The 23,365-nt window shown below is 72.9% G+C and carries 23 protein-coding genes; 5 read left to right on the top strand and 18 right to left on the bottom strand.

Annotated elements, in window-relative coordinates; genetic code table 11:
- Positions 1-14: 14 nt before the first annotated feature.
- The 9 genes from O7626_RS06960 to rimP all read right to left on the bottom strand — a co-directional run bounded on the left by O7626_RS06960 (position 15) and on the right by rimP (position 8,122).
- Complete coding sequence (locus tag O7626_RS06960; RefSeq protein ID WP_278060333.1) at positions 15-224, bottom strand: DUF6186 family protein; 210 nt, start codon at positions 222-224, stop codon at positions 15-17.
- Positions 221-628 carry a hypothetical protein gene (locus O7626_RS06955; RefSeq protein WP_278060332.1) on the bottom strand — a complete coding sequence of 136 codons (408 nt, stop codon included), beginning with the start codon at positions 626-628 and terminating at the stop codon, positions 221-223. The genes O7626_RS06960 and O7626_RS06955 overlap by 4 nt, the downstream gene beginning before the upstream one ends.
- Positions 629-680: 52 nt before the next feature.
- The gene (locus O7626_RS06950) at positions 681-1,742 is read right to left on the bottom strand and encodes a bifunctional oligoribonuclease/PAP phosphatase NrnA (protein WP_278066080.1); all 1,062 of its coding nucleotides are present in this window, start codon (positions 1,740-1,742) and stop codon (positions 681-683) included.
- 20 nt (positions 1,743-1,762) lie between these two features.
- Positions 1,763-2,278, bottom strand: coding sequence for a 30S ribosome-binding factor RbfA (gene rbfA, locus O7626_RS06945; protein ID WP_278060331.1), 516 nt, complete (start codon positions 2,276-2,278; stop codon positions 1,763-1,765).
- Positions 2,279-2,443: 165 nt separating this feature from the next.
- Complete coding sequence (locus O7626_RS06940) at positions 2,444-2,737, bottom strand: DUF503 domain-containing protein (RefSeq protein WP_278060330.1); 294 nt, start codon at positions 2,735-2,737, stop codon at positions 2,444-2,446.
- A gap of 136 nt (positions 2,738-2,873) precedes the next feature.
- Positions 2,874-5,864, bottom strand: coding sequence for a translation initiation factor IF-2 (gene infB, locus O7626_RS06935; RefSeq protein WP_278060329.1), 2,991 nt, complete (start codon positions 5,862-5,864; stop codon positions 2,874-2,876).
- Between the two features lie 93 nt (positions 5,865-5,957).
- Positions 5,958-6,302, bottom strand: a complete 345-nt coding sequence (locus tag O7626_RS06930; RefSeq protein ID WP_347404757.1) for a YlxR family protein — start codon at positions 6,300-6,302, stop codon at positions 5,958-5,960.
- Between the two features lie 15 nt (positions 6,303-6,317).
- Positions 6,318-7,373 (bottom strand): transcription termination factor NusA, encoded by a 1,056-nt coding sequence (gene nusA, locus O7626_RS06925; protein ID WP_278060327.1) that lies wholly within the window; start codon positions 7,371-7,373, stop codon positions 6,318-6,320.
- A complete protein-coding gene (gene rimP / locus O7626_RS06920; protein WP_278060326.1) occupies positions 7,370-8,122 on the bottom strand; it encodes a ribosome maturation factor RimP in 753 nt (250 codons plus the stop codon). Before rimP ends, nusA begins: the two co-directional genes overlap by 4 nt.
- Positions 8,123-8,364: 242 nt before the next feature.
- On the opposite strand from rimP, the gene O7626_RS06915 reads away from it, so the two are divergent.
- The 3 genes from O7626_RS06915 to O7626_RS06905 all read left to right on the top strand — a co-directional run bounded on the left by O7626_RS06915 (position 8,365) and on the right by O7626_RS06905 (position 9,993).
- Positions 8,365-8,826: a hypothetical protein gene (locus tag O7626_RS06915; RefSeq protein WP_278066079.1), complete on the top strand. Its 462-nt coding sequence runs from the start codon at positions 8,365-8,367 to the stop codon at positions 8,824-8,826.
- 37 nt (positions 8,827-8,863) lie between these two features.
- Complete coding sequence (locus tag O7626_RS06910) at positions 8,864-9,286, top strand: ferritin-like domain-containing protein (protein ID WP_278060325.1); 423 nt, start codon at positions 8,864-8,866, stop codon at positions 9,284-9,286.
- A 203-nt stretch (positions 9,287-9,489) separates the two neighbouring features.
- Complete coding sequence (locus O7626_RS06905; protein ID WP_278060324.1) at positions 9,490-9,993, top strand: nitroreductase/quinone reductase family protein; 504 nt, start codon at positions 9,490-9,492, stop codon at positions 9,991-9,993.
- 94 nt (positions 9,994-10,087) lie between these two features.
- Here the strand turns inward: O7626_RS06905 and O7626_RS06900 are convergent, their stop codons facing one another.
- The 6 genes from O7626_RS06900 to O7626_RS06875 form a co-directional block, all read right to left on the bottom strand.
- Positions 10,088-10,798, bottom strand: a complete 711-nt coding sequence (locus O7626_RS06900; protein ID WP_278060323.1) for a VIT1/CCC1 transporter family protein — start codon at positions 10,796-10,798, stop codon at positions 10,088-10,090.
- Positions 10,799-10,844: 46 nt separating this feature from the next.
- A complete protein-coding gene (gene map / locus O7626_RS06895; RefSeq protein WP_278060322.1) occupies positions 10,845-11,702 on the bottom strand; it encodes a type I methionyl aminopeptidase in 858 nt (285 codons plus the stop codon).
- Positions 11,703-11,779: 77 nt separating this feature from the next.
- Positions 11,780-12,550, bottom strand: coding sequence for a 3-oxoacyl-ACP reductase (locus O7626_RS06890; RefSeq protein ID WP_278060321.1), 771 nt, complete (start codon positions 12,548-12,550; stop codon positions 11,780-11,782).
- Complete coding sequence (locus tag O7626_RS06885) at positions 12,540-13,913, bottom strand: aldehyde dehydrogenase family protein (RefSeq protein WP_278066078.1); 1,374 nt, start codon at positions 13,911-13,913, stop codon at positions 12,540-12,542. Before O7626_RS06885 ends, O7626_RS06890 begins: the two co-directional genes overlap by 11 nt.
- Before the next feature lie 22 nt (positions 13,914-13,935).
- Positions 13,936-15,306, bottom strand: coding sequence for a glutamine synthetase family protein (locus O7626_RS06880; RefSeq protein ID WP_278060320.1), 1,371 nt, complete (start codon positions 15,304-15,306; stop codon positions 13,936-13,938).
- Positions 15,303-17,060 carry an amino acid permease gene (locus tag O7626_RS06875; RefSeq protein WP_278060319.1) on the bottom strand — a complete coding sequence of 586 codons (1,758 nt, stop codon included), beginning with the start codon at positions 17,058-17,060 and terminating at the stop codon, positions 15,303-15,305. The genes O7626_RS06880 and O7626_RS06875 overlap by 4 nt, the downstream gene beginning before the upstream one ends.
- 196 nt (positions 17,061-17,256) lie before the next feature.
- Between O7626_RS06875 and O7626_RS06870 the strand changes: the two genes are divergently transcribed.
- Complete coding sequence (locus O7626_RS06870) at positions 17,257-17,937, top strand: hypothetical protein (RefSeq protein WP_278060318.1); 681 nt, start codon at positions 17,257-17,259, stop codon at positions 17,935-17,937.
- A complete protein-coding gene (locus tag O7626_RS06865; protein ID WP_278060317.1) occupies positions 17,934-19,046 on the top strand; it encodes an XRE family transcriptional regulator in 1,113 nt (370 codons plus the stop codon). The genes O7626_RS06870 and O7626_RS06865 overlap by 4 nt, the downstream gene beginning before the upstream one ends.
- 397 nt (positions 19,047-19,443) lie before the next feature.
- Here the strand turns inward: O7626_RS06865 and O7626_RS06860 are convergent, their stop codons facing one another.
- The 3 genes from O7626_RS06860 to O7626_RS06850 all read right to left on the bottom strand — a co-directional run bounded on the left by O7626_RS06860 (position 19,444) and on the right by O7626_RS06850 (position 23,285).
- Positions 19,444-19,947, bottom strand: a complete 504-nt coding sequence (locus tag O7626_RS06860) for a DUF456 domain-containing protein (RefSeq protein ID WP_278060316.1) — start codon at positions 19,945-19,947, stop codon at positions 19,444-19,446.
- Between the two features lie 96 nt (positions 19,948-20,043).
- Complete coding sequence (locus O7626_RS06855; protein WP_278060315.1) at positions 20,044-22,464, bottom strand: EAL domain-containing protein; 2,421 nt, start codon at positions 22,462-22,464, stop codon at positions 20,044-20,046.
- Between the two features lie 2 nt (positions 22,465-22,466).
- Positions 22,467-23,285, bottom strand: coding sequence for an SAM-dependent methyltransferase (locus tag O7626_RS06850; protein WP_278060314.1), 819 nt, complete (start codon positions 23,283-23,285; stop codon positions 22,467-22,469).
- Positions 23,286-23,365: the final 80 nt, after the last annotated feature.

The following is a 23,365-nucleotide window of genomic DNA, read 5'->3' as shown; positions in this document are numbered from 1 at the left end:
TCGGTGGCGACCGTTCAGCGGGCGAAGAAGTGCCAGCCCATCCACCACCAGAACCCGAAGAGGGCGATCCGGCCGACCGGCACCGGGCCGACCTCGTACCGCATGACGTAGGCGCAGACGTCACCGAAGGTGGGAATCCGGGACCCCTCCCGGCGGGCGGCCCACTCGACCACCACCAGGAGCACCAGCGCCACGGTGAAGCCGGCGATCGCGACGTACCTCATCGGCGCACCAGCACCCAGAAGGCGGAGAGCCAGCCGAAATAGGCGACCGAGCGGACCAGCGGGTCGTCCAGCAACGGGTCGGCTAGTTTGGAGAAGGTCGGGAAGTCGTCCCGGGAGCCGAGCATGAAGGTGCTGGCCTCGAAGACCCCGAAGACGAGTACCGGCACCAGCCACCAGCCGGCGCCGGAGCGCAACCGGTGCGGCACCGGCCGCCGGGGCACCCGGTTGGCCAGCCCCAGCCAGACCAGCGCACCACCGGTGCCGATGGCGTAGACGTTCGCCTGCGCCGAGAAGGACGGGAACTGCCCGCCGATCAGGGACAGAACGGTGAGGGTCGGAACCGTGACGACCGGCCGGTCCCAGGCCCGGGGCACATCCGCAGAGAGCTCCGGCTGCTGTTCCATGCACCGATTGTCCCCGGGCCACCGCCCAGCGGAAAGCACGACGCCGCTACGGTTACCCCTGATCTCGCCCGTCGGCGTCGCCCCGCCCGGCCACGGAAGCAGCCAGGCCCAGCTCCGACCGGATCGCGCCGACGACCTCGGACGCCGAGCCGTACCCGGTGAAGCCGGCCGCCAGCCGGTGCCCGCCGCCGCCGAGCGCCACCGCCACCCGGCTCACGTCGGTGCCGCCCTTGCTGCGCATCGAGACCGCCCACTCCCCCTCGGCGATCTGCTTGAGCACACAGCTCACGTCCGCCTCGGCGGTGCAGCGCACCGAATCGATCAACGGCTCCAGAGTGTACGGGCGCTGCCCGTGCCGGCTCAGGTCCGCAAGCGTCGCGTACGTCCACACCAGCCCCAGCCCACCGGCCCCCGACGGCTCCAGCTGGGTACGCCCCAGCACGTCGCCGTAGAGCCGGACCGCGCCGAACGGCCGGGTGTCGAAGATCCGCCGGGAGATCTCCCCGGGGCGGATGCCGGTGGCCAGCAACCGGGCGGCCATCTCGTGCACCGCCGGAGTGGTCATGTCGAACCGGAACGAGCCGGTGTCGGTGGCCAGCGCGATGTAGAGGCACTCGGCGATCCCGGCGTCCAGCGGCACCCCGAGCCGGACCAGCAGCTTCTCCACCACCACCGACGTCGCGGCGGCGTCCGGGTCGACCAGGTGGATCCCGCCGAACCCGGTGTTCGAGGCATGGTGGTCCAGCACGATCGCGGCGCCGGCCCGGTCCAGCCGGTCGGCGAGGTCGCCGAGCCGGGAGACGGCGGCGACGTCGAAGCAGATCACCAGGTCCGGGTCCGGGTCGGCGGCGGTCGCCGGGACCAGCAGGTCGAGGCCGGGCATCTCACGGAACGGCTCCGGCACCTCGGGACGGCCGGGGAAGGTGGCCTGGAGCTGCCGTACGCCGAGCCGGCGCAGGCCGAGCCCGAAGCCGAGCATGCTGCCCAGCGCGTCCCCGTCCGGGTTGACGTGGCAGATCAGCAGGATCCGGCCGTCGGCGGGCAGCCGGGTGATGGCGGAGACCGCCGCCGCCCACTCCGCCTCGGTCGGCTGGTCCGGGGCCGGCTGGGACACGGCGGCGAGCAGTGTGTCGCTCACGGCCGGTCTCCACCGTTCCCGGCGCTTCCGGCCGGCGGCCGGTCCTGGTCCCGACCCTCGTCGACCTCGTCCTCGCCCTCGACCTCGTCGTCGTCGGTTTCGAGCTTGTACGGCTGGGGCTCGCCCGCGTACTCGGCCTGGGCGGCCAGCCGCTGCACCTCCGCGTCGGCGGTACGGGCCGCGGCCAGCAGCTCGTCGATCTGCTTGACCTGGTCCTGCACGTCGTCGAGGACGAAGGTCAGGCTCGGCGAGTGCCGCAGCCCGAGTGCCTTGCCGACGGTGCTCCGCAGCAGCCCCTTTGCGCTCTCCAGCGCGGCGGCGGTGGACGCCTGGTCGGAGGCGTCCCCGAGCACGGTGTAGAAGACCGTGGCGTCCCGCAGGTCCGGGGTGATCCGGGCGTCGGTAATGGTGATCATGCCGAGGCGGGGGTCCTTGATCTGGGTACGCACCACCGACGCCACCAGTTCCCGAACCCGCTCCGCATGCCGACGCACCTTGGCCTGGTCCGTCATCTCCGCACCTCCACGCCCATCCGCGCTTCCGGGCCGGACCGGCGACGCTGGCGCGTCGCGGCCGGACCGGCCGACCTGGGAAACACTACCCGCGCATCCTGCGGCCTCGCCGCCGCCGTCGGCATCGGCCGTACCGACCGAATACCCCGCTGGGGGCGGGGTGATTCAGTCTTCCTCGCCGTGCAACCGCCGCCGTACGGAGAGCAACTCGATCTCCGGTCGACCGGCGACCAGACGCTCGCAGGCGTCCAGCACAGTACCGACGTGGGCGGGTTCGGATGCGACCAGGGCCACCCCGATCCGGGCCCGGCCGTGCAGGTCCAGCGCACCCACCTCGGCGGCCGAGACCTCGAACCTGCGCAGTGCGGCGACGATCGGGCGGACGTACGACCGCTTGGCCTTCAACGAGCGTGAGTCGCCGGGCAGCAGCAGGTCGAAGACGACGGTTCCGGTATACACGGCCGGTAACGGTACGCCATTCCAGGTATGCCTTTCGAGGCGTTTCCGCGCCGGACGGCGGGGTGGCCCGTCGACGGCCCCGCACAGGCCGGTGGCCGGAACCCCGAAGGGCTCCGGCCACCGGCATCGAACTCGCTCAGGCGCGCGGCTTCTCGCGCATCTCGAACGTCTCGATGATGTCCCCGACCTGGACGTTGTTGAAGTTGCCCAACGTCAGACCGCACTCGAAGCCCTCGCGGACCTCGGTGGCGTCGTCCTTGAACCGCTTGAGCGAGCTGATCGTGACGTTGTCGGCCACGACCGTCCCGTCACGCAGCAGCCGCGCCTTGGCGTTGCGGCGGATGACACCGGACCGGACGATACAACCGGCGATGTTGCCGATCTTGGAGGAGCGGAAGACGTCGCGGATCTCCGCGCTGCCCAGCTCGACCTCTTCGAACTCCGGCTTGAGCAGACCCTTGAGCGCGGCGTCGATCTCCTCGATGGCCTGGTAGATGACCGTGTAGTACCGGATCTCCACACCCTCGCGGTCGGCGATCTCCCGGACCTTGTTCGAGGCCCGGACGTTGAAGCCGATGATCGTGACCGCCTCGGACGAGGCACTGGCCAGCATGACGTCGCTCTCCGTGATGGCACCGACGCCCCGGTGGATGATCCGCAGTTGGACCTCCGCCGGAATGTCGAGCTTGAAGAGCGCGTCCTCCAGCGCTTCCACCGAGCCGGAGCCGTCGCCCTTGAGCACCAGGTTGAGCGAGGTCTTCTCGCCCTCCTTGAGCTGCTCCATGATCGTTTCGAGGCTCGGCCGCCGCTGCGAGTTGGCGAAGCTCGCCGCCCGCCGCCGCGCCTGCCGCTGCTCGGCGATCTGCCGGACCGTACGGTCGTCCTCGGCGGCCAGGAAGGTGTCACCCGCTCCCGGCACCGCGGTCAGACCGAGCACCATGACCGGACGTGCGGGGCCGGCCTCGGTGACCGGCTTGCCGTTCTCGTCCAGCATGGCCCGGACCCGGCCGTGCGCCCCACCGGCGACGATCGAGTCGCCGGCCCGCAGGGTGCCCTTCTGCACCAGCACCGTGGCCACCGCACCGCGACCCTTGTCCAGGTGCGCCTCGATGGCCACACCCTGGGCCGGCCCGTCGATCGGAGCGGTCAGCTCCAGCGACGCGTCGGCGGTGAGCAGGACCGCCTCGAGCAGTTCCTCGATGCCGATGCCCGGCTTGGCCGCAACGTTGACGAACATGGTGTCGCCGCCGTACTCCTCGGCGACCAGACCGTATTCCGTCAGCTGCTGCCGGACCTTGTCCGGGTTGGCCTCCGGCTTGTCGATCTTGTTGACCGCCACCACGATCGGCACGTCCGCCGCCTTGGCGTGGTTGAGCGCCTCGATCGTCTGCGGCATGACGCCGTCGTCGGCGGCGACCACCAGCACCACGATGTCGGTGACCTGGGCACCACGGGCACGCATGGCGGTGAACGCCTCGTGACCCGGGGTGTCGATGACGGTCAGCGCCCGGTCCTCACCGTCGTGCGGCACGTGCACCTGGTAGGCGCCGATGTGCTGGGTGATGCCACCGGCCTCGCCCTCGACCACGTTCGCCTTGCGGATCGCGTCGAGCAGCTTGGTCTTACCGTGGTCGACGTGACCCATGACGGTCACCACCGGCGGCCGGCTGACCAGCCGGTCCGTGGCGACCTCGGCGTCCAGGTCGATGTTGAACTGGGCGAGCAGCTCGCGGTCCTCGTCCTCCGGGCTGACGATCGAGACCTCGAAGCCGAGGTGCTCGCCGAGCAGCAGGAGGGTGTCGTCGGAGACGGACTGGGTCGCGGTGACCATCTCGCCCAGGTTGAACATCTCCTGGACCAGCGAACCGGGGTTCGCGTTGATCTTGTCCGCGAAGTCCGACAGCGACGCGCCGCGAGGCAGCCGGATGATCTGGCCCTGACCGCGCGGGGCGCCAGAGCTCATGGTCGGCGCGGACAGGTTGTCGAACTCCTGTCTGCGCTGCTTCTTGGACTTGCGACCACGGGTCGGCTTGCCACCCGGACGCCCGAAGGCACCCGCCGCACCGCCGCCACGGCCACGGCCGCCACCACCGGGGCGACCGGCACCGCCGGCCGGCGCACCGCCACCGGGACCACCCCGGTAGCCGCCGCCACCGCCGCCGCCCCCACCGGGACCACCCCGGTAACCGCCGCCACCGCCGCCGCCCCCACCGGGACCGCCACGGAAGCCGCCGCCACCGCCGCCGCCCCCACCGGGACCGCCACGGAAGCCGCCGCCGCCCCCACCGGGACGACCGGCACCGCCACCGCCACCGGGACGGCCGGGGCCGCCGCCGGGACGACCGGGCCGCTGCGTCGGCATGGACGCGGGGCTCGGCCGGGGCGGCATCGAGGCCGGGCTCGGCCGGGGCGGCATGTTCGCCGGGTTGGGCCGGGGTCCGCCCGGAGCAGCCGGACGCTGCCCGCCCGGCGTGATGCCGAACGGGTTGTTACCGCCGCTGCGTCCCGGCGGCCGGCCACCGGGCCGGCCGGGGCCGGGCGTCGGTGCGCCGGGCGGCGCGGGACGGGCCCCCGACGGGGTACCCGGACGCGGCGGAGCGGCGTTCGGACCCGGCTTCGGCCGGTTCGTCGGGCCGCCCTCGGTCGGCGGCTCCCGCCGGACCGTGTCGTTGCGCTGCTGCCGAGCCGCCTGGGCGGCCTTGACGGTCGCCTCCTGCTCGGCCTTCAGCGCGGCCGCCCGCGCCTCGGCGGCGGCCAGTTCGATGTCGTGCGCGCTCGCCGGCTTGGCGACCGGAGCCGCCGGTTGCGGCGGACCGGGCACCGGCCCCTTGGGCCTGGCCGGCGGCGTCGGGCGTCGGGGTGGTCCCGGCTTGGCGGAAACCCTGGGCTCGCCCGGACCCGGCGCCGGAGCCGTTTTCGGCGCCGGCGGCGGCGTCGGGGCGGCAGCGGGTGCCGCCGGTTCCGAGGACGCGACGAAGGCGCCGCGCAGCCGTCGGGCCACCGGGGCCTCGACAGTGCTCGACGCTGATTTGACGAACTCGCCCATTTCCTTCAACTTGGCGAGAACGGTCTTGCTTTCGACCCCGAGCTCCTTAGCCAGCTCGTGTACGCGGGCCTTGCCTGCCACTGCACTCCTCACTCCGAGGTCGTGCGGGCAGCACCCGCAGCGACCTCACTCGTGCACTTGAAGCCTGGTCATTTCTGGGACTTCATCGTGTGCTCATGTCGGTCGTCCTACCTTGCTCGGGTTCCGTTGCGTCGATCCCGCCCGGCCGGATGGCCGGTCGTGGTCGTCGACGCCTTGGATCTGCTCGGCCAACTCACTCACCTCGGGTACGCCAGCGACACGCAGCGCGCGCCCGAAGGCCCGTCGCCGCACTGCCAGCGTGAAGCAGGCCGGGTCGGGATGCAGATGCGCTCCCCTCCCCGGCAGCTTACGGGTCGGATCGGGTCGGAGGCTGTGACCAGTCTCATCGCCGACCGCTACGATCCGCAGCAGCTGGCCGGCCGGCGCCCGTTGCCGACAGCCCACACAGGTGCGCTCCGGCTCCGCACGTCGTACCACTGAGAAAGTCTACCCCTACCCGGCCGAGATCGCTCCGTCCGCCTCGGCCGCGTGATCAGGACCGCCCTGCCGACCGGCCGGCGCCTGGCTCGGCATCTGCTCGGTGTCCGGCCGGATGTCGATCCGCCAACCGGTCAACCGGGCAGCAAGCCGGGCATTCTGCCCCTCCCGACCGATGGCCAGTGACAGCTGGAAGTCCGGCACGGTCACCCGGGCGGTCCGGGTCGCCGCGTCGACGACCTCTACCCGGAGCGCCTTGGCCGGCGACAGGGCGTTGCCGACGAACTGCGCCGGGTCCTCCGACCAGTCGATGATGTCGATCTTCTCACCGTGCAGCTCGCTCATCACCGCCCGCACCCGCTGCCCCATCGGGCCGATGCAGGCGCCCTTGGCGTTCACGCCCGGCACTGTCGAACGGACGGCGATCTTGGTGCGGTGGCCGGCCTCCCGGGCGATCGCGGCGATCTCCACGGTGCCGTCGGCGATCTCCGGCACCTCCAGGGCGAAGAGCTTCTTCACCAGGTTCGGATGCGACCGGGAGAGGGTGATCTGCGGGCCGCGGAAGCCCTTGACGACGTGTACGACGACGCAGCGGATCCGCTGGCCGTGCTCGTACAGCTCGCCGGGGACCTGCTCGGCCTGGGGCAGTACGGCCTCCACCTTGCCGAGGTCGACCGAGACGATGCCCTTCTCGCTGCGCGCCTCGTGCGCCTGCACCACACCGGTGACCAGGTCACCGTCCCGGCCGGCGTACTCGCCGAAGTGCACCTCGTCGGTGGCCTCGCGCAGCCGTTGCAGGATGACCTGTTTGGCCGTCATCGCGGCGATCCGACCGAAGTCGTGCGGGGTGTCGTCGAACTCCCGGATCACCGTGCCCTCGTCGTCCTGCTCCTGGGCATAGACCAGGGCCGCGCCGGTCTTACGGTCGATCTCGACCCGGGCGTGCGCCTGGGCCCCCTCGGTGTGCCGGTACGCCGTCAGCAACGCGGTCTCGATCGCCGCGAGAATCGTGTCGAACGGGATCTCCCGTTCGCGCTCCAGGGCGCGCAACGCCGCGAGGTCGATGTTCACCGCTCCTCGCCCTCCACATCTTCGTCGTCGCCGTTCCCGACGTCGTCATAGTCGTCATCGCCGGCGTCGGTCAGATCGTCGTCGGTCAGATCGTCGTCGCCGGCATCGGCGTCGTCGTCGCCGATTTCGTCGAGCCGGCTGAACTCCACCTGGACCCGCCCCGGCCCGAGGTCGGGGTAGGCCCAGCCGACCGGTCCGGCCTCGGTCTCCAACACCACCCGCTCGTCGTCGGCGGCGACCAGCCGGGCGGTCAGTTGCCGGTCCCCGGACGCCGGCCGCTCGCCGGCACCGGCGGTCGACAGCTGCCCGGCACCGCCGGCCACCGGTTCCGGGCGCTGGCCCGGACCGTGCACTGTCACCTTCACCAGCCGGCCGACGTTGCGCCGCCAGTGCCGGGGCAGGGTCAGCGGCCGGTCCACCCCGGGCGAACTCACCTCGAGCTGGTACTCCCCGGCGACCAGGTCACCACCGGTCTCCTCCGCCTGGTCGAGCGCCTTGGACAGCAGCCGGGACACGTCCGCCACCGCGTCGAGGTTCACCCCGCCGTCGCCGTCCACCACCACCCGGACCACGTACCGCCGGCCGGCCCGGGACACCGAGAGGTCCTCCAGGTCGTAGCCGGCGGCGGTGACCACCGGTTCGATCACGGCACGGAGCCGGAGCCGACGCGCGGACTGGTCCTCGCGGGGACGGTCCGGAGCCCGGCGACCCGCTCGGGGCCGACCGGTGGTCCGGCCACGCTGCGTCATCTCCGCACCTCTCTCGGAATCGCCGGCTGCGCCCGGCGGCCATACCAGGGTGCCACCGGACTGACGCGCCCGGCGGCTGCGCAGAGCGTAACGCGCTGGCCGCCGGAGAGCCCGATCGGCGCACCGACGAGCCACGCGGACCGGGCTGACCCCGCCGGCGGCACCGCATGGTGTTGACTTGCCGGGTGCGCACCGGCAGGACGAAGCAGACGATCGGCGTGCCGGGGCGGTCCCGGCGCGAGGTGGTACGGGCCGCCGGCCTGGTGGCGCTGGCCGGAGTTGCCGGCCCGCTCACCGGCTGTGGTCTCTTCGGCGGCGAGCCGGACCCGCCACCCGCACCGGACCCGCTGGCCCCGTTGATCACCGGCGCCCTCGACCTCGCCGCCCGGTACGAGGCCGCGGTCACCGCCTTCCCGGAGCTGGCCGACCGGCTCCGCCCGGTGGCCGAGGCGCACCGTGCGCACGCCGCCGAACTGGCCCGGGTGACCGGCACCGCGCTGCCGAGCGCCAGCGCCAGCGCACCCACTCCGGGCACCGGAACGCCGGCCGGCAGCTCCGGCCAGGCCCTCGGCGAGCTACGGGAGGCCGAGCGGCAGGGCCGGGACGCCGCCGCGAAGGCCACCGCCGAGGCGCCGGCCAGCCGGGCCGCACTGGTCGGCTCGATCGCCGCCGCCCGGGCGACACACCTGGAGGTGCTCCGATGACCGCTGACGGCGGCGGAGTTCGGGAAGGGGTGGGCTGATGTCCGAGGCACTCGCGGCGGCGCTCGGCGCGGAGTACGCGGCGATCTACGCGTACGGGCTGATCGGGGTACGCCTGAAAGGGGGCGCCGCCGAGCAGGCCCGTTCCGCCGAGGCGGCGCACCGCGGCCGGCGGGACGCACTCGTGCTGCTGCTCACCGAGCGGGGCGGTCCGGTGCCGGCGGCCGAGCCGGCGTACGCGCTGCCGTTCCCGGTCACCGACCAGGCTGGTGCGCTCCGGCTGGCGGTCGAGGTCGAGGAGCGGACCGCGGCGGTCTGGCGGGCCGCGCTGCCGGCCACCGAGGGCGCCGAGCGCACCCGGGCACTGGACGGGCTCACCGACGCGGCGGTGCGCGCCACCCGGTGGCGCCTGGCGGCCGAGGTCAGCCCGGCCACCGTGCCGTTCCCGGGCCGCCCGGCCTGACCGCCGCGCCGTTCCCGGGCCGCCACCGTTCCCGTCTGGCTGGCTGGGTGGCCTCGCCCGGCCGTCGCGGAGACGGTGGCGTGGCGGGACAGTGGTGTGGCGGGACAGTGGTGTGGCGGGACGGTGGCGTGGCGGAGACGGTGGCGTGGCGGAGACGGTGGTGTGCGTGGGACCGCACGGAAGGCGGCGGGCACACTGTAGCGATGTCCGCTCTGGGAAGGCCGGTCTCCGCCGTCGGCCGGGCCGTACGCCGGCTCGGCCACTCGCGCTGGTTCGCCGCGTGTACTCCGCTGCTGGTTCCGGCCGACCGGCTGGTGGCCCGGCTGACCCGGGGCCGGGTGGTGGCGCTCGGCCTGGTGCCGTCGCTGCTGATCACCACCACCGGGCGGCGCTCCGGGCAGCCGCGCAGCAACCCGCTGCTCTACGTGCCGGATGGCGACGCCTTCGTGGTGACCGGCTCGAACTGGGGTCGGCCGGAACAGCCCGCCTGGGCGCTCAACCTGCTGGCCGACCCGTCCGCAACGGTCAGCATCGGCGGCGCCCGGATTCCGGTCCGGGCCCGGCTGGCCGAGGGCGCCGAACGGGAGCGGCTCTGGGCGCTGCTGGTGGCCGAGTGGCCGGCTTACCGGACGTACCTGCGCCGGGCCGGCGGTCGCGACATCCGCGTCTTCCGACTCGAACCGACCGCCGCACCCGACCGGAGGTAGTCACCTGGACGCCAGAGGCGTAACGCGGCCGCCGTAACGCCTCTGGTGTCCAGGTGAAGACGTGGCCGGCGCTGCCCCCGGTGGCGGGCGGGGGTCAGGTGACGCCTACGCCGATCAGTCGGCCGACCAGGTACGTCGCGGCGGCGGCTGCCGCACCGAGCAGCAGTTGCCGGCCGCCGCTGACCCACCACCGCCGTCTGGTGAAGCGGGCGACGACCGCACCGGCGACGAAGAGGCCGAGACCGCCCACCCCGAGCGCGAGCCACAGGCTGGCGAAGCCGAGCAGATAGGTGATCAGCGGAATCACCGAACCGACCGAGAAGCAGAGGAACGACGAGAAGGCGGCGGTCCACGGACTCGGCCGCTCGTCGGCGTCGACGCCCAACTCCTCCTGGACGTGCACCCGGAGTGCCTCCTCCGGGTTGTGCCGGAGTACGTCGGCGACCTGCTCGGCCAGGTCCCGGGGCAGTCCCCGCCGCACCCACGCGTCGGCGAGTTCCCGGGCCTCGCCGGCCGGGTTCCGCGCCAGCTCGCGGCGCTCCTTGGCGACCTCGGCGGCCACCTGCTCGTTCTGCGACTGCACGCTCGTGTACTCGCCGAGCCCCATCGAGATCGCCCCGGCGACCAGCCCGGCGAAACCGGTGAGCACGATGGTGCGCGGCGCGACGCCACCGCCACCGACGCCCGCGATCAACGCGATGTTGGTGACCAGGCCGTCCATCGCGCCGAAGACGGCGGGGCGCAGCCAGCCGCCGGAGACGTCGGCGTGGTGGTGCTCGCCGACCGGGGTGGACGCGTCCGTCACCGGAAAACGCCCGTGGCGACCGGCTGAGGAGCTCGTGGAGCGCCCGTCACGGCAGGGTGAGGATCTCGTGGCCGTCCTCGGTGACCACGATGGTGTGCTCGAACTGCGCGGTCCAGCGCCGGTCCTTGGTCACCACGGTCCAGCCGTCGTCCCACATGTCGTACTCGTGGGTGCCGAGGGTGATCATCGGCTCGATCGTGAAGGTCATCCCCGGCTCCATCACGTCGGTCGGCCGGGGGCTGTCGTAGTGCGGCACGTAGAGCCCGCTGTGGAACGCCTCGCCGATGCCGTGCCCGGTGAAGTCCCGCACGACGCCGTAGCCGAAGCGCTTGGCGTACGACTCGATCACCCGGCCGATCACGTTGATCTGGCGGCCCGGGGCGACCGCCCGGATGCCCCGCATCATCGCCTCGTGGGTCCGCTCGACCAGCAGCCGGGCCGGCTCGGCCACCTCGCCGACGCAGAAGGTGGCGTCGGTGTCCCCGTGCACCCCGTCCTTGTACGCGGTCACGTCGACGTTGACGATGTCGCCGTCCATCAGCACCGTCGAGTCCGGGATGCCGTGGCAGATCACCTCGTTGATGCTGGTGCAGCACGACTTCGGGAAGCCCTTGTAGCCGAGGGTGGAGGGGTAGGCGTCGTGGTCGACCAGGAACTCGTGCACCACCCGGTCGATCTCGTCGGTGGTGACGCCGGGCTTGCAGTGCTCACCCGCGAGCTGGGTGGCCTGGGCCGCGATCCGGCCGGCGACCCGCATCTTCTCGATCGTCTCGGCGGACTGCACGTGCGAGCCGCGCCACTCCTTCGGCCGCTTCTTGCCCACGTACTCGGGGCGGACGATGTGGGACGGCACCTGGCGCCACGGGGAGAGCGTGCCGGGGGTCAACGGCGCACGGACGGTCATGGCCTCCAGCCTAACGTCGGCGCCTCGGAGCGCTCACGCGTCGGTGACCCGTACGACAGCGCGGCAACCGGACGAGTTCACAGCGGGGTGACGTACGCGCCCGTTATGCCCCCGTCGACCACGAACTGCGCGGCGGTCATGAAGGAGGCGTCGTCGCTGGCCAGGAACGCGACGGCGGCGGCGATCTCCGCGGGCTCGCCGAACCGGCCCATCGGTACGTGCACCAGCCGCCGGGCCGCCCGCTCCGGGTCCTTGGCGAAGAGTTCCCGCAGCAGCGGGGTGCCGATCGGCCCCGGGCAGAGTGCGTTGACCCGGATCCCCTGCCGGGCGAACTGCACGCCGAGTTCCCGGGTCAGCGCCAGCACGCCGCCCTTGCTCGCCGTGTAGGCGATCTGCGAGGTGGCCGCCCCCATCAGCGCGACGAAGGAGGCGGTGTTGACGATCGAGCCCTTGCCCTGCCGGAGCATGTGCGGGATCACGTACTTGCAGCAGAGGAAGACGCTCGTGGCGTTGACCCGGAGCACCCGCTCCCAGGCGTCCAGGCCGGTGGTCAGGATCGAGTCGTCGTCCGGCGGGGAGATGCCGGCGTTGTTGAACGCGACGTCGATCCGGCCGCGCCGGGCCGCGACCCCGTCGAAGAGCTCGCGTACCTGTGCCTCGTCCGCCACGTCGCAGGCCACGAACTCGCCGTGCACCTCGTCGGCGGCGGCCTGCCCGGCCTCGGCCGCGACGTCGACGCAGACCACGTACGCGCCCTCGGCGGCGAGCCGGTGTGCGGTGGCCAGCCCGATCCCGCTGCCCGCTCCGGTCACCACCGCCACCCGTCCGGCCAGTCGGTCACTCGTCATCGCCGTACTCCTCCCGAGCGGGTTCGGTGGCCAGGAAGACGTTCTTGACGTCCGTGAAGGCGTGCAGGGCGTCCGGTCCGAGTTCGCGGCCCAGGCCGGAGCGCTTCATCCCGCCGAACGGCGTCCAGTACCGCACCGAGGAGTGCGAGTTGACGCTGAGGTTGCCCGCCTCGACGCCCCGGGCCACCCGGATCGCCCGACCCACGTCCCGGGTCCAGATCGAGCCGGAGAGGCCGTACTCGGTGTCGTTGGCCAGGGCCACCGCCTCGGCCTCGTCGTCGAACGGGAGCACCGAGACGACCGGACCGAAGATCTCCTCCCGCCAGTGCCGTTCGGTCGGCGAGCGGGCCAGCAGCACCGTCGGGGCGTACCAGAAACCGGGGCCCTCGGGGCAGCCGCCGGTGAAGGCGACCTCGGCACCGTCGACGGCGGACGAGACCGACTCCCGCTGGCCCGCCGAGATCAGCGGGCCCATCTCGGCCGTCTCCAGCGCCGGATCCTCCACCCGGAACGCCTTGACCGCCGGCTCCAGCAGTTCGAGGAAGCGGTCGTACACCTGGCGTTGCACCAGGATCCGCGACCGCGCGCAGCAGTCCTGCCCGGCGTTGTCGAAGACCGCGTAGGGTGCGGTCGCCGCCGCCCGCTCCAGGTCCGCGTCCGCGAAGACCAGGTTGGCGCTCTTGCCGCCGAGTTCCAGGGTGAGCCGCTTCACCTGGGCCGCGCAGCCGGCCATGATCCGGGTACCCACCTCGGTCGAGCCGGTGAAGCAGACCTTCCGGACCGCCGGATGCGCGACGAACGCCTCGCCCACCACGCTGCCCCGGCCGGGCAGCACGGTGAGGACGTCCGGCGGCAGCCCTCCCTCCCGGGCCAGCTCGCCGAGGCGGATCGCGGTCAGCGGGGTCAGCTCGGCCGGCTTGAGCAGCACCGTGTTGCCGGCGGCGAGTGCCGGGGCGAAGCCCCAGGCGGCGATCGGCATCGGGAAGTTCCACGGCACGATCACCCCGACCACGCCGAGCGGTTCGTGGAAGGTGACGTCCAGCCCGCCCGGGACCGGGATCTGCGCCCCGGTCAGCCGCTCCGGCGCCCCGGCGTAGTAGTCGAGGACGTCCCGGACGTTGCCGGCCTCCCAGCGGGCGTTGCCGATGGTGTGCCCGGCGTTGCGCACCTCCAGTTCGGCCAGTTCCTCGACGTGCGCGTCGACCACGGCGGCGAACCGGCGCAGCAGCCGGGCCCGGTCCGCCGGCGCCACCCGCCGCCACGGCCCGTACGCCCGGGCGGCCCGGTCGATCGCCGCGTCCGCCTCGGCGGCGGTGGTCCGTGGCACCGTCGCCACCACCACCCCGGTGGCCGGGTTGCGCACCTCGGTGCCGGCATCTGTGGCGTCAGAGTCGTTCGAACCCACGTCGCAACTCCCAGTCCGTCACCGCCGCGTCGAAGGCGGCCAACTCCACCCGCGCCTGGTTGGCGTAGTGTGCCACCACCTCGGCCCCGAACGCCTCGGCGGCCAGCGGCGAGGCCGTCCAGCGGTCGACGGCGGTCCGCAGGCTGGCCGGCACCCGGGGCGCGGACTCGTCGGCGTAAGCGTTGCCGGTGAACTCCGGCTCCAGCTCCAGTTCCGCCTCGATCCCGTGGACCGCCCCGGCCACCAGCGCGGCGATCGCCAGGTACGGGTTGACGTCCGCGCCCGGCAGCCGGTTCTCCACCCGCATCCCCTGGCCGTGCCCGACCAGCCGCAGCGCGCAGGTGCGGTTGTCGGTGCCCCAGCGCAGCGCGGTCGGCGCGAACGAGCCCGGCTGGTAACGCTTGTACGAGTTGACGTTCGGCGCCATCAGCAGCGCGTACTCGGGGATCGTGGCCAGCAGCCCGGCCAGTACCCGCTGCCCGGTGTCCGACAGCCCGGCCGGCCCGTCGCCGAGCATCGCCGAGCGGCCGTCCCGGCCACGCAGCGAGAAGTGGATGTGGCAGGAGTTGCCCTCCCGCTCGTTCGGCTTGGCCATGAAGGTGATCGACATGCCCTCCTGGGCGGCGATCTCCTTCGCCCCGTTCTTGTAGACGACGTGGTGGTCGGCACAGGTGAGCGCGTCGGCATACCGGAAGGCGATCTCGTGCTGGCCGAGGTTGCACTCCCCCTTGGCGCTCTCCGGGGTCAGCCCGGCGCCGGCCATCTCGGTGCGGATCCGCCGCAGCAGCGGCTCGACCCGGGCGGTGCCGAGCAGCGAGTAGTCCACGTTGTAGAGGTTCGCCGGGGTCAGCTCGCGGTAGCCCCGGCGCCAGGCGTCCTCGTACGAGTCGCGGTAGAGCACGAACTCCAGCTCGGTCCCGGCGTACGCGGTCAGCCCGTGCGCCGCCAGCCGGTCGAGCTGGCGGCGCAGGATCTGCCGGGGCGAGGCGAGTACCTCGCCGGTGCCGTCGAGCCAGCGCAGGTCGGCCAGCAGCATCGCGGTGCCGGGCTGCCAGGGGACCCGGCGCAGGGTGCTCAGGTCGGGGACCATCGCGAAGTCGCCGTAGCCGCGTTCCCAGCTCGACATCGCGTACCCGTCCACGGTGTTCATCTCGACGTCGACGGCGAGCAGGTAGTTGCAGCCCTCGCTGCCGTGCGCGAGCACCTCGGCGAGGAAGTACGGTGCGTGGAACCGCTTGCCCTGCAACCGGCCCTGCATGTCGGTGAGGGCCAGCACCACCGTGTCGATCTCGCCGCCGTCGACCGCCACCCGGAGCGCCTCCAGGCTCAGCGCCGGCACCCGGGCCGTCATCCGCGCTCCCCGCCGGCCGCGTCCGCACCGTCCACCGCGCCGGCCCGACCCGCTCCGGGTTCCACCGGGTCGGCGGCGGCGTCTTGCACCGCCGGGTCGGCAACCGCCTCCGGTACGGCCGGATCGGCGACCGCCTCCGGGGTCCCGGGGTCCGGGTCCGGTGTGGCGGGGTCGGGGGTCGGGCCCGGTGTCCCGAGTTCGGGGGCGGGGTCCGGAACCTCCGGGTCGGGCTGTGCGACGGTCGGCACGAGGTTCTGCCGGGGACCGGTGAACCAGTGCCGGGCGCCGAGCAGCCACCAGAGCCAGGCCGCGCCGAGCACCACCGCGACCGCCACGATCGTGTAGTTGAAGGTGGCCGGGGTGACCGGCGAGGTCGTCGGCAGCACGAAGAGTACGCAGATCACCCCCACCCAGCCGATCGCCAGCCAGCCGACCAGCGGGCTCCACCGGCCCAGGTGCCACGGGCCGGGCCGGAAGTCCGGGCTGCGTCGGCGCAGGAAGACCGGCCCGACGTACGCGATGTAGAGGCCGATCACCGCGATCGAGGTGGCCGCCAGGTAGGCGGTGGTGTTCCACAGCGACGGCAGCACCAGCAGGGTGGAGCAGGCCACGCAGAGCCAGATGGAGTTGGTCGGCGTACCTGTGCGGGGGTTGACCCGGCGCCAGATCGCCGAGCCGGGCAGCGCGCCGTCCCGGCTGAACGCGTACGCCATCCGGGAGTTGGCGGTGACCGAGGCCATCCCGCAGAAGAACTGCGCCACCACGCAGATGAAGAGCAGGAAGGTGCCCGTCGTCTGGCCGGTGGCGTCGATGAAGATCTGTGCCGGCGGCAGCCCCAACTCGGTCTGCCGCTGGGCGTCGTAGTCCTGGATCGCCCAGGTGATCGCGAAGAGCAGGACGAAGCCGGCGACCACCGAGACGACCACCGACAGCACGATGCCCCGGGGTGCGGCCCGGGCCGCGTCGTGGGTCTCCTCGGCGACGTGCGCGCTGGCGTCGTAGCCGGTGTACGTGTACTGCGCCATCAGCAGGCCGATCAGTACGGCGTAGACCGCCGCGCCGGAGAAGTCGAAGCCGGTGGCGTTGCGTACCTCGAAGAAGACCTCGGAGATCGGCTTGTGCTGGTCGGGCACCACCGCCAGCACCCCGACGATGACCGCCACCCCGACCAGGTGCCACCAGGCGCTGACGTCGGAGAGCACCCGGACCAGGTTGACCCCGAAGGTGTTCAGCAGGCCGTGCGCGACGATGATCACCAGGAAGACCACGAAGGTGCGTTCCGGGGTGACCGCCAGGTCGAAGGTGAGGCTGAGGAACGCCGAGGTGGTGATCGCGGCCCCGAAGTCGATCGCGGCGGTGACCGCCACCTCGCCGAGGAAGTTGAACCAGCCGACGAACCAGGCCCAGGCCGCCTTGTTCCGTTTCGCCAGGGCCGCCGCCCACCAGTAGAGCGCGCCGGCGGTCGGGTAGACCGAACAGATCTCGGCCATGGCGAGGGCGACCAGGGTCACCATGCCGCCGACGACGAGCCAGCCGAGGGTGATCGCCAGCGGGCCACCGGCGGTCATCGCGATGCCGTACGAGGTGATCGCGCCGGCCAGGATCGAGATGATCGAGAACGAGACCGCGAAGTTGGAGAAGCCGGAGAGCTTCCGGCGCAGTTCCTGCTGGTAGCCGAGTTCGGCCAGGCGCTGCTCGTCCAGGTCGGCCTCGGCCACCACCGGGGTACCGGTCGACCGGGTGGATGCGCTCATCGGTGTCTCCTGCCATCCGGGGGGATGGAGACTGTGACCGTCGTCACGCCTCTGTCGAGATCGTCCGCCCCGCCGGGATCCACGTCAACCGATCACCGGCGACGCCGCGCCGAGCGGGCGCGGTGCGGGGCGGGCCATGGCGTGTCGGCACTTGATTTCGGCAACATCATCCGGCGCATCGGCTAGGTTTTCCCGCATGGGCTTGCTGGACGACGCGGTGGCGGTACTCGACGAGCGGGGCGTACTCGACCGGCTGGGCCGGTTGATCCAGCAGGTCTACCGGCGGGCGGCCGACCGGCACGAGCCGGAACTCGGCGACGACGCGATGAGCTTCGGCACCACGGTGTGGCGCAACCTGACCAACCTGGGCAAGGCCGAGTTCGACACTCTGGACGGGATCGGGGTCCGGCTGGAGGACAACTCGCTGGAGGTCCTCTGCGCCGGCTACGTCGTCCGGCTCTACTCGTTGCAGGGCGGGATCGAGTCGATCCGCTGGGAGGGCAGCGAGGCCCGGCTCGGCGGTGCCGTGGAGAACAGCCGGCACGGGCAGCTCGCCTTCGACGACACCGAACAGTTCGCCGAACTCTTCGCCCGGGTGGCACCGCCGAAGCGGCACGTCCGGATCGCGCACACCGGCGACATCGTCACCGGCGAGCCGGTGGCGTACATCGGGCTGCCCCGGGACAACCGGGACGGCGGCTCGCCCTGGTTCGAGGTACGCCTCTGGTTCGGCGAGCCGGCCACCGCCGCCACGCCGCTGCCGATCGTCGACGGCGCCGTGCCGCAGCCGCGCACCGACGAGCTGCCCATTCCCGAGCTGGACCTGCTCGCCCTGCAGAGCGACGACCACGGCCGGTCGGCCGAGCGGTCGGCGTGACGGGTCGGCTCCGCCCGCCGGTACCCGCCGCCGCGGCCGCCGCCGCGTTCGCGCCGCACGCCCTGGCCCTGGCCCGTAGGTGGCGGCGGATACGCAAGAACGAGCTGGCCCGGCAGGTCGGGGTCACGGCGGCGGCGGTCAGCCAGTACGAGCTGGGCCAGGCCCGCCCGTCGGCGGCGACGCTGGCCCGGCTGGCCCTGGCGCTCTCGATGCCGGTCGAGTTCTTCGCCGCCGGCTTCTCCGTCCCGGTCACCTCCGGGCAGGCACACTTCCGCAGCCTCCGCACGACAAGCCAGGCCGAACGGGACCAGGCGGAGGCGTTCGGCGAACTCGCCTGGCGGGTGGTGGAGGTGGTCGAACGCCAGCTCCGGCTCCCCCGGCTGCGGCTGCCGCACCTGGAGCTGGCCGAGCCGATCGGCCCGGCCGAGGTACGCGCCGCCGCCGGCACCGCCCGGGAGGCGTTCGGCCTCGGTGCCGCCCCGGTACCGCACGTGGTGCGGCTGCTGGAATCCGCCGGGGTGATCGTGCTGGCCCTGCCGGACGTCTCCGAGCGGGTCGACGCCTTCTCACACTGGTACGGCCAGCGTCCGTTCGTCTTCCTCAACCCGGGCAAGGACGACCACGCCCGGTCCCGGATGGACGCCGCGCACGAGTTGGGCCACCTGCTGATGCACCACGACGCCGAGCCGGGCAGTCAACTGCTGGAACGGCAGGCCACCGCGTTCGCCTCTGAGTTCCTGGCCCCGAGCGTGGCGCTGCGCGACGAACTGCCGCCCCGGCTCGACTTCGACCGGCTGCACGAGCTCAAGCGCCGCTGGGGGATGAGCCTGAAGGCCCTGGTCTACCGGGGGCACGACCTCGGCGTCTACCGGGAGCACACCTACCGGCGCGGGATGGCGCTGCTCGCCCAGTGGGGCTTCCCGGAGCCGGGCGACCTCGGCCCGCGCGAACAGCCGTCGCTGCTCGGCAGGGCCGTGGAGCTGCTCGGCGGGCAGCAGGCCGCCGTGCACCGGCTGGCGGCCGGCGCCGGACTGCCGCCGGGGCTCACCGGGGACGTACTCGCCGCCGGCACCGAGCACGTACCCGAACTGGACATCACACTCGGCTGACGCTCGGCTGACCGCGACCCGGCCGCCCCGGCCCGGTGGAGGTCGACACCGGTAATTACGTTGCCGACCTGCTGTTACGTCGGCATGATTCAAGGCGTGACAGGGCAGGAATCGCACACCGGGTGCCGTCGATGTCGACGTCGGCGCGCCGGGTCGCTGGCCTGACCGGACGGCTTCGCGCGCGATCCCGCGCGCCGGTCCGGCCCAGCCGGACCTGACGGGCTCCACGGCAGGAGCCCGACGCCGGGTTCTCGGAAGACCCGGCTTCCCGCGGCGGCGCGGGGCGCGGTCACCTCTCTCACCGGGTACGACGCCTGTCGTGCCAACGCCCGCCCCGCGCCGCCGCACCACGACACAGCCCCCACAGTGGCCGGCGGCCCGGTGACGTGGTGCCGGGTCAGGTGAGGACGAGGCCGATCAGCCAGACACCGGTGATGCCGAGCGCCGCCGCCAACTCGACCAGCAGGGCCAACCCGACCGCGGACAGGGCGTGCCGGGTGGACGGCCACGCCTGCTTCGCGTCCCCGAGCCGGGCCAGCTCGGCGAGCCAGAGCCCGAGTACGAAGCCGAGCACCAACCCGACCACCGGCACCACGAAGAACCCGACCAGCCCCAGTACGCCCCCGGCGAGCAGGGACATCGTCGGCACCCCGCTGCGCTTCAGGTTCCGCCCCGGCCAGAGGTACTTGACGATGGTGCCGAGCGCCGCGATCACGGTGGCCAGGCCGAGTACCACCCAGCGGCCGAAGCCCTCGCCGTCGCCGAAGAACGACCAGACCAGTACACCCAGCCAGCACAGAATCAGCCCCGGGATGATCGGCACGATCACCCCGCAGACGCCGACCAGGATCGTCACGCCACAGAGCAGGGTCACCACTGACTCGGTCTCGGTCATGTCCACGCCTCCCAGACTGCCCTACCGGCACCGGTCCCGCCGCATCCGCCACCCGGCCTCGGCTCGGGCAGCCACCCGGCGTCAGGTCGGGCGGCGCGGACGTCAGGCCGTGCGGTCCCCGGTGGGGAGGCCGTCCCGGCGCCGCTCGGCCCGGGCGGTGAGCCACTTGGCGATCTGGCCCTCCGCCGACGGCGCGGCGAAGTAGCGGCCCTGGGCGGCGTCGCAGCCCAACGCCCGGAGCTGGTCGGCCTGGCCGAGCGTCTCCACCGCCTCGGCGGTGACCGTCAACCCGAGGGCGTGGGCCAGCCGCACCAGCGCGTCCACGATCCGCCCGTCCACCAGGCCCTGCCGGTCGCTGGACCGGATTCCCTCGACGAACGGGCCGGCGAGCTTGAGATTGTGGATCGGCAGCCGGCGCAGGTACGCCAGGTTGGAGTACCCGGTGCCGAAGTCGTCGATCGCCAGCCGTACCCCGAGGGCGGCCAGCCGGCGCAGCGCGGGCAGCGGCTCGCCCGCGGTGGCCATCACCGCGCTCTCGGTCAGTTCGAGTTGCAGCAGGTCGGCCGGGAGGCCGGTCTGCCGCAGCACCTCCGAGACCGTGCCGACGACGGCCTGGTCGCGGGCCTGCCGGGCGGCCAGGTTCACGCTGACCACCAGTCGGGCGTCGGGGAACTCCCGGTACCAGCGGCTGGCCGCCTCGCAGGCCCGGGTCAGCACCCAGCGGCCGAGTTCGACGATCAGCCCGGTCTCCTCGGCCAGCCCGATGAACTCGTCCGGGCCGAGCAGGCCCAGCTCGGGATGCTGCCACCGGACCAGCGCCTCCACCGCGCAGATGGTCTCGTCGGCCAGGGTCACGATCGGCTGGTACTCGATGGTGAACTCGTCCCGCCGGAGTCCCGCCGACATGCCGGCGACCAGAGCGGACCGGGTCTTCTCCCGGGCCCGCCGGGCCGGGTCGTAGCTCACCCACCGGTTCCGGCCCTCGGCCTTGGCCCAGTAGAGGGTCACGTCGGCGGCCCGCATCAGTTCGGCGACCGAGGTGGTGCCGAGCGGCCCGGAGACGACGCCGATGCTCGCCGACACCGAGAGCCGGTGCTTGCCGATCTGCACCGGCTCGGCGACCGCCGCCAGCGCGAGGTCGGCCACCGCCTTGACCGCCCGGCAGCCGGCGTCGTGGTCGAGCAGGATCACGAACTCGTCGCCGCCCATCCGGGCCACCAGGTGTCCCTGCCCGGCGACGCAGTCGGCCAGCCGCCGGGCCACCGTGACCAGCAGGTTGTCCCCGAGGTCGTGGCCGAGGCTGTCGTTCACCGCCTTGAAGCCGTCGAGGTCGAGGAAGCAGATCCCGACCCGGTCGTCCGGCCCGCCGGCCGCGAAGACCTCGCCGAGCCGGTCGAAGAAGAGGGTACGGTTCGGCAGCCCGGTCAGCGGGTCGTGCGACGCCTGGTAACGCAGCCGCTGCTGCAACCGGTGCCGTTCGGTGATGTCCTCCACCATCGCCACGGTGAACCGGGGCCGCCCGTCGTCGTGCCGGATCAGCGAGACGGCGAGGTCCGTCCAGACCGCGCTGCCGTCCTTGCGGTAGTAGCGCTTCTCCACCCGTACGGCGTCCCGCTTGCCCTCGATCAGCTCCTGGTACAGTTCCCACATCCCGGCCGCGTCGTCGGGGTGGAACAGTGCGGCCACGTTGATCTGCCGCAGTTCGGCGACCGAGTAGCCGAGCAGCTCGGCGAAGGCCCGGTTCACCTCGATGACCTGACCGTCGATGTCGGCGATGCCGATCCCGATCGCCGCGTCGACGAAGACCGCCCGGAACCGTGCCTCGCTGTCCCGCAGGGCCCGCTCGACCTCGTTCCGGGCCTCCCAGGCGGCTCGGGCGATCCGCTCCTGCTGGTGCAGGGTGCGTTCGCGCAGCGCGCCGGCGAATCCGGCCGACAGGGCACCCTGGAGGGCGGCGATCCGGGTCGCCGCCGCCGGCTCGGGCAGGGTGGGCAGCACGAGCGGGCGGAACTGCTCGCCGAGGGCGCGTACCGACCAGTCCAGCATGTCCGGCTCGGCCAGGTGGGCTTCGACCAGGGACCGGCCGGTGTCGTACCCGGGCTGCGCGCTGAACGGTTCGGCGAGTACCGCCCGGGCCAGCCGTACGGTCTTGGCCAGCAGCAGCCGCTCGGTCTCGGCGGTGCTCGTCGACACGAAACCGCGGTCGGACACCTCCCGGGCCCAGCGTCGCGCGTACCGCTGCGCCCCGGAACGGTCGAACCCGGATCCGGGCGGCGCGGAGCCCTCGGGGTGCCCGGAATCCGCGGCGTGCGCGGGTTCCGGGGGGCCGGGGTGCCGGGACTCCCCGTGGCCGGCACGCACGATCTCCGAGCCGCCGGACGGCGCGGGCTGCGGCTCGACGGGGTGCACGATCTCCGAGCCGCCGGACGGCGCGGGTTGCGGGTCGCCGGGGTGCGCGGTCTCCGGGACGGCGGTGGCGACCGGCGACTCGTCCCCAGCGGCTCCGGTGACGGGGGTCGACACCGCTAGCCCGCGCCCCGGTCGTGCCGGCCCACGCCGCCGAACGCGCCGAGCCGCTCCGGGTGCTCCCCCGGGTCGGCGGGGTCGTCGGGCCGCCACAGCGGCATGTGCACCAGGCCCGGCTCGACGAGCGTGAAGTCACCGAAGAAGGCGGCGATCTCGGCCCGGGAGCGGAGCGTGATCTCGGTCGCCGTCCGGGCGGAGAGGCGTTGCGCGTCCAGCATCTCCGGCGGCTGCTCCTCGTGGGTGGAGTGGGAGAGCAGCAGATAGCTGCCGGGCACGGTGGCGGCGCGCAGGGTGGCCAGGATCGAGTGCGGGTCGTCGCTGTCCGGGACGAAGTGCACCACCCCGGCCAGCAGTACGGCGACCGGCCGGTCCAGGTCGAGCACGCCCAGCTTGCCGACCTCGGCCAGGATTCGCTCCGGCTCCCGCAGGTCCGCGTGGACCACACCGGTGTACTCGTTGCCGGCCAGGATCGACCGGCTGTGCGCCACCGCCACCGGGTCGATGTCGACGTAGACGATCCGGGCCTGCGGGTTGACGGCCTGGGCGACCTCGTGCACGTTCCCGACGGTGGGGATGCCGGAGCCGATGTCGAGGAACTGGTCGATGCCCTCGCCGACCAGCATCCGTACGCCCCGGCGCAGGAACGCCCGACCGGCCCGCATCGTCTCGGCCAGGTTCGGCGTCATCCCGGCGATCTGCTCGGCGAGTTGCCGGTCGACCTCGAAGTTGTGCGCGCCGCCCAGGAAATAGTCGTAGACCCGGGCGGCGCTGGGTCGGGTCAGGTCGATGTCCGCGGGTAGCCCGTCCGGGAGTCGCATGTCCGCCTCAGCTCGTCGCTCCGGCCCGTCCAGGGGCTGTGGTCGGCCACGACCGCACCGGCAGGCAGCGCCGACCGTCC

It is taken from the genome of Micromonospora sp. WMMD1102 (assembly GCF_029626265.1).
In the GTDB taxonomy this organism is placed as follows: domain Bacteria; phylum Actinomycetota; class Actinomycetes; order Mycobacteriales; family Micromonosporaceae; genus Plantactinospora.
Note: the sequence above shows the minus strand (reverse complement) of the source record. Positions and strands in the feature narration are given on the sequence as shown.

Excerpts from the sequence above, each read along its gene's own strand:
- O7626_RS06960 (WP_278060333.1), bottom strand. The coding sequence starts at position 224 with ATGAGGTACGTCGCGATCGCCGGCTTCACCGTGGCGCTGGTGCTCCTG.
- O7626_RS06955 (WP_278060332.1), bottom strand. The coding sequence starts at position 628 with ATGGAACAGCAGCCGGAGCTCTCTGCGGATGTGCCCCGGGCCTGGGAC.
- rbfA (WP_278060331.1), bottom strand. The coding sequence starts at position 2,278 with ATGACGGACCAGGCCAAGGTGCGTCGGCATGCGGAGCGGGTTCGGGAA.
- rimP (WP_278060326.1), bottom strand. The coding sequence starts at position 8,122 with ATGACGCAGCGTGGCCGGACCACCGGTCGGCCCCGAGCGGGTCGCCGG.
- O7626_RS06910 (WP_278060325.1), top strand. The coding sequence starts at position 8,864 with ATGTCCGAGGCACTCGCGGCGGCGCTCGGCGCGGAGTACGCGGCGATC.
- O7626_RS06905 (WP_278060324.1), top strand. The coding sequence starts at position 9,490 with ATGTCCGCTCTGGGAAGGCCGGTCTCCGCCGTCGGCCGGGCCGTACGC.
- map (WP_278060322.1), bottom strand. The coding sequence starts at position 11,702 with ATGACCGTCCGTGCGCCGTTGACCCCCGGCACGCTCTCCCCGTGGCGC.
- O7626_RS06890 (WP_278060321.1), bottom strand. The coding sequence starts at position 12,550 with ATGACGAGTGACCGACTGGCCGGACGGGTGGCGGTGGTGACCGGAGCG.
- O7626_RS06880 (WP_278060320.1), bottom strand. The coding sequence starts at position 15,306 with ATGACGGCCCGGGTGCCGGCGCTGAGCCTGGAGGCGCTCCGGGTGGCG.
- O7626_RS06875 (WP_278060319.1), bottom strand. The coding sequence starts at position 17,060 with ATGAGCGCATCCACCCGGTCGACCGGTACCCCGGTGGTGGCCGAGGCC.
- O7626_RS06870 (WP_278060318.1), top strand. The coding sequence starts at position 17,257 with ATGGGCTTGCTGGACGACGCGGTGGCGGTACTCGACGAGCGGGGCGTA.
- O7626_RS06850 (WP_278060314.1), bottom strand. The coding sequence starts at position 23,285 with ATGCGACTCCCGGACGGGCTACCCGCGGACATCGACCTGACCCGACCC.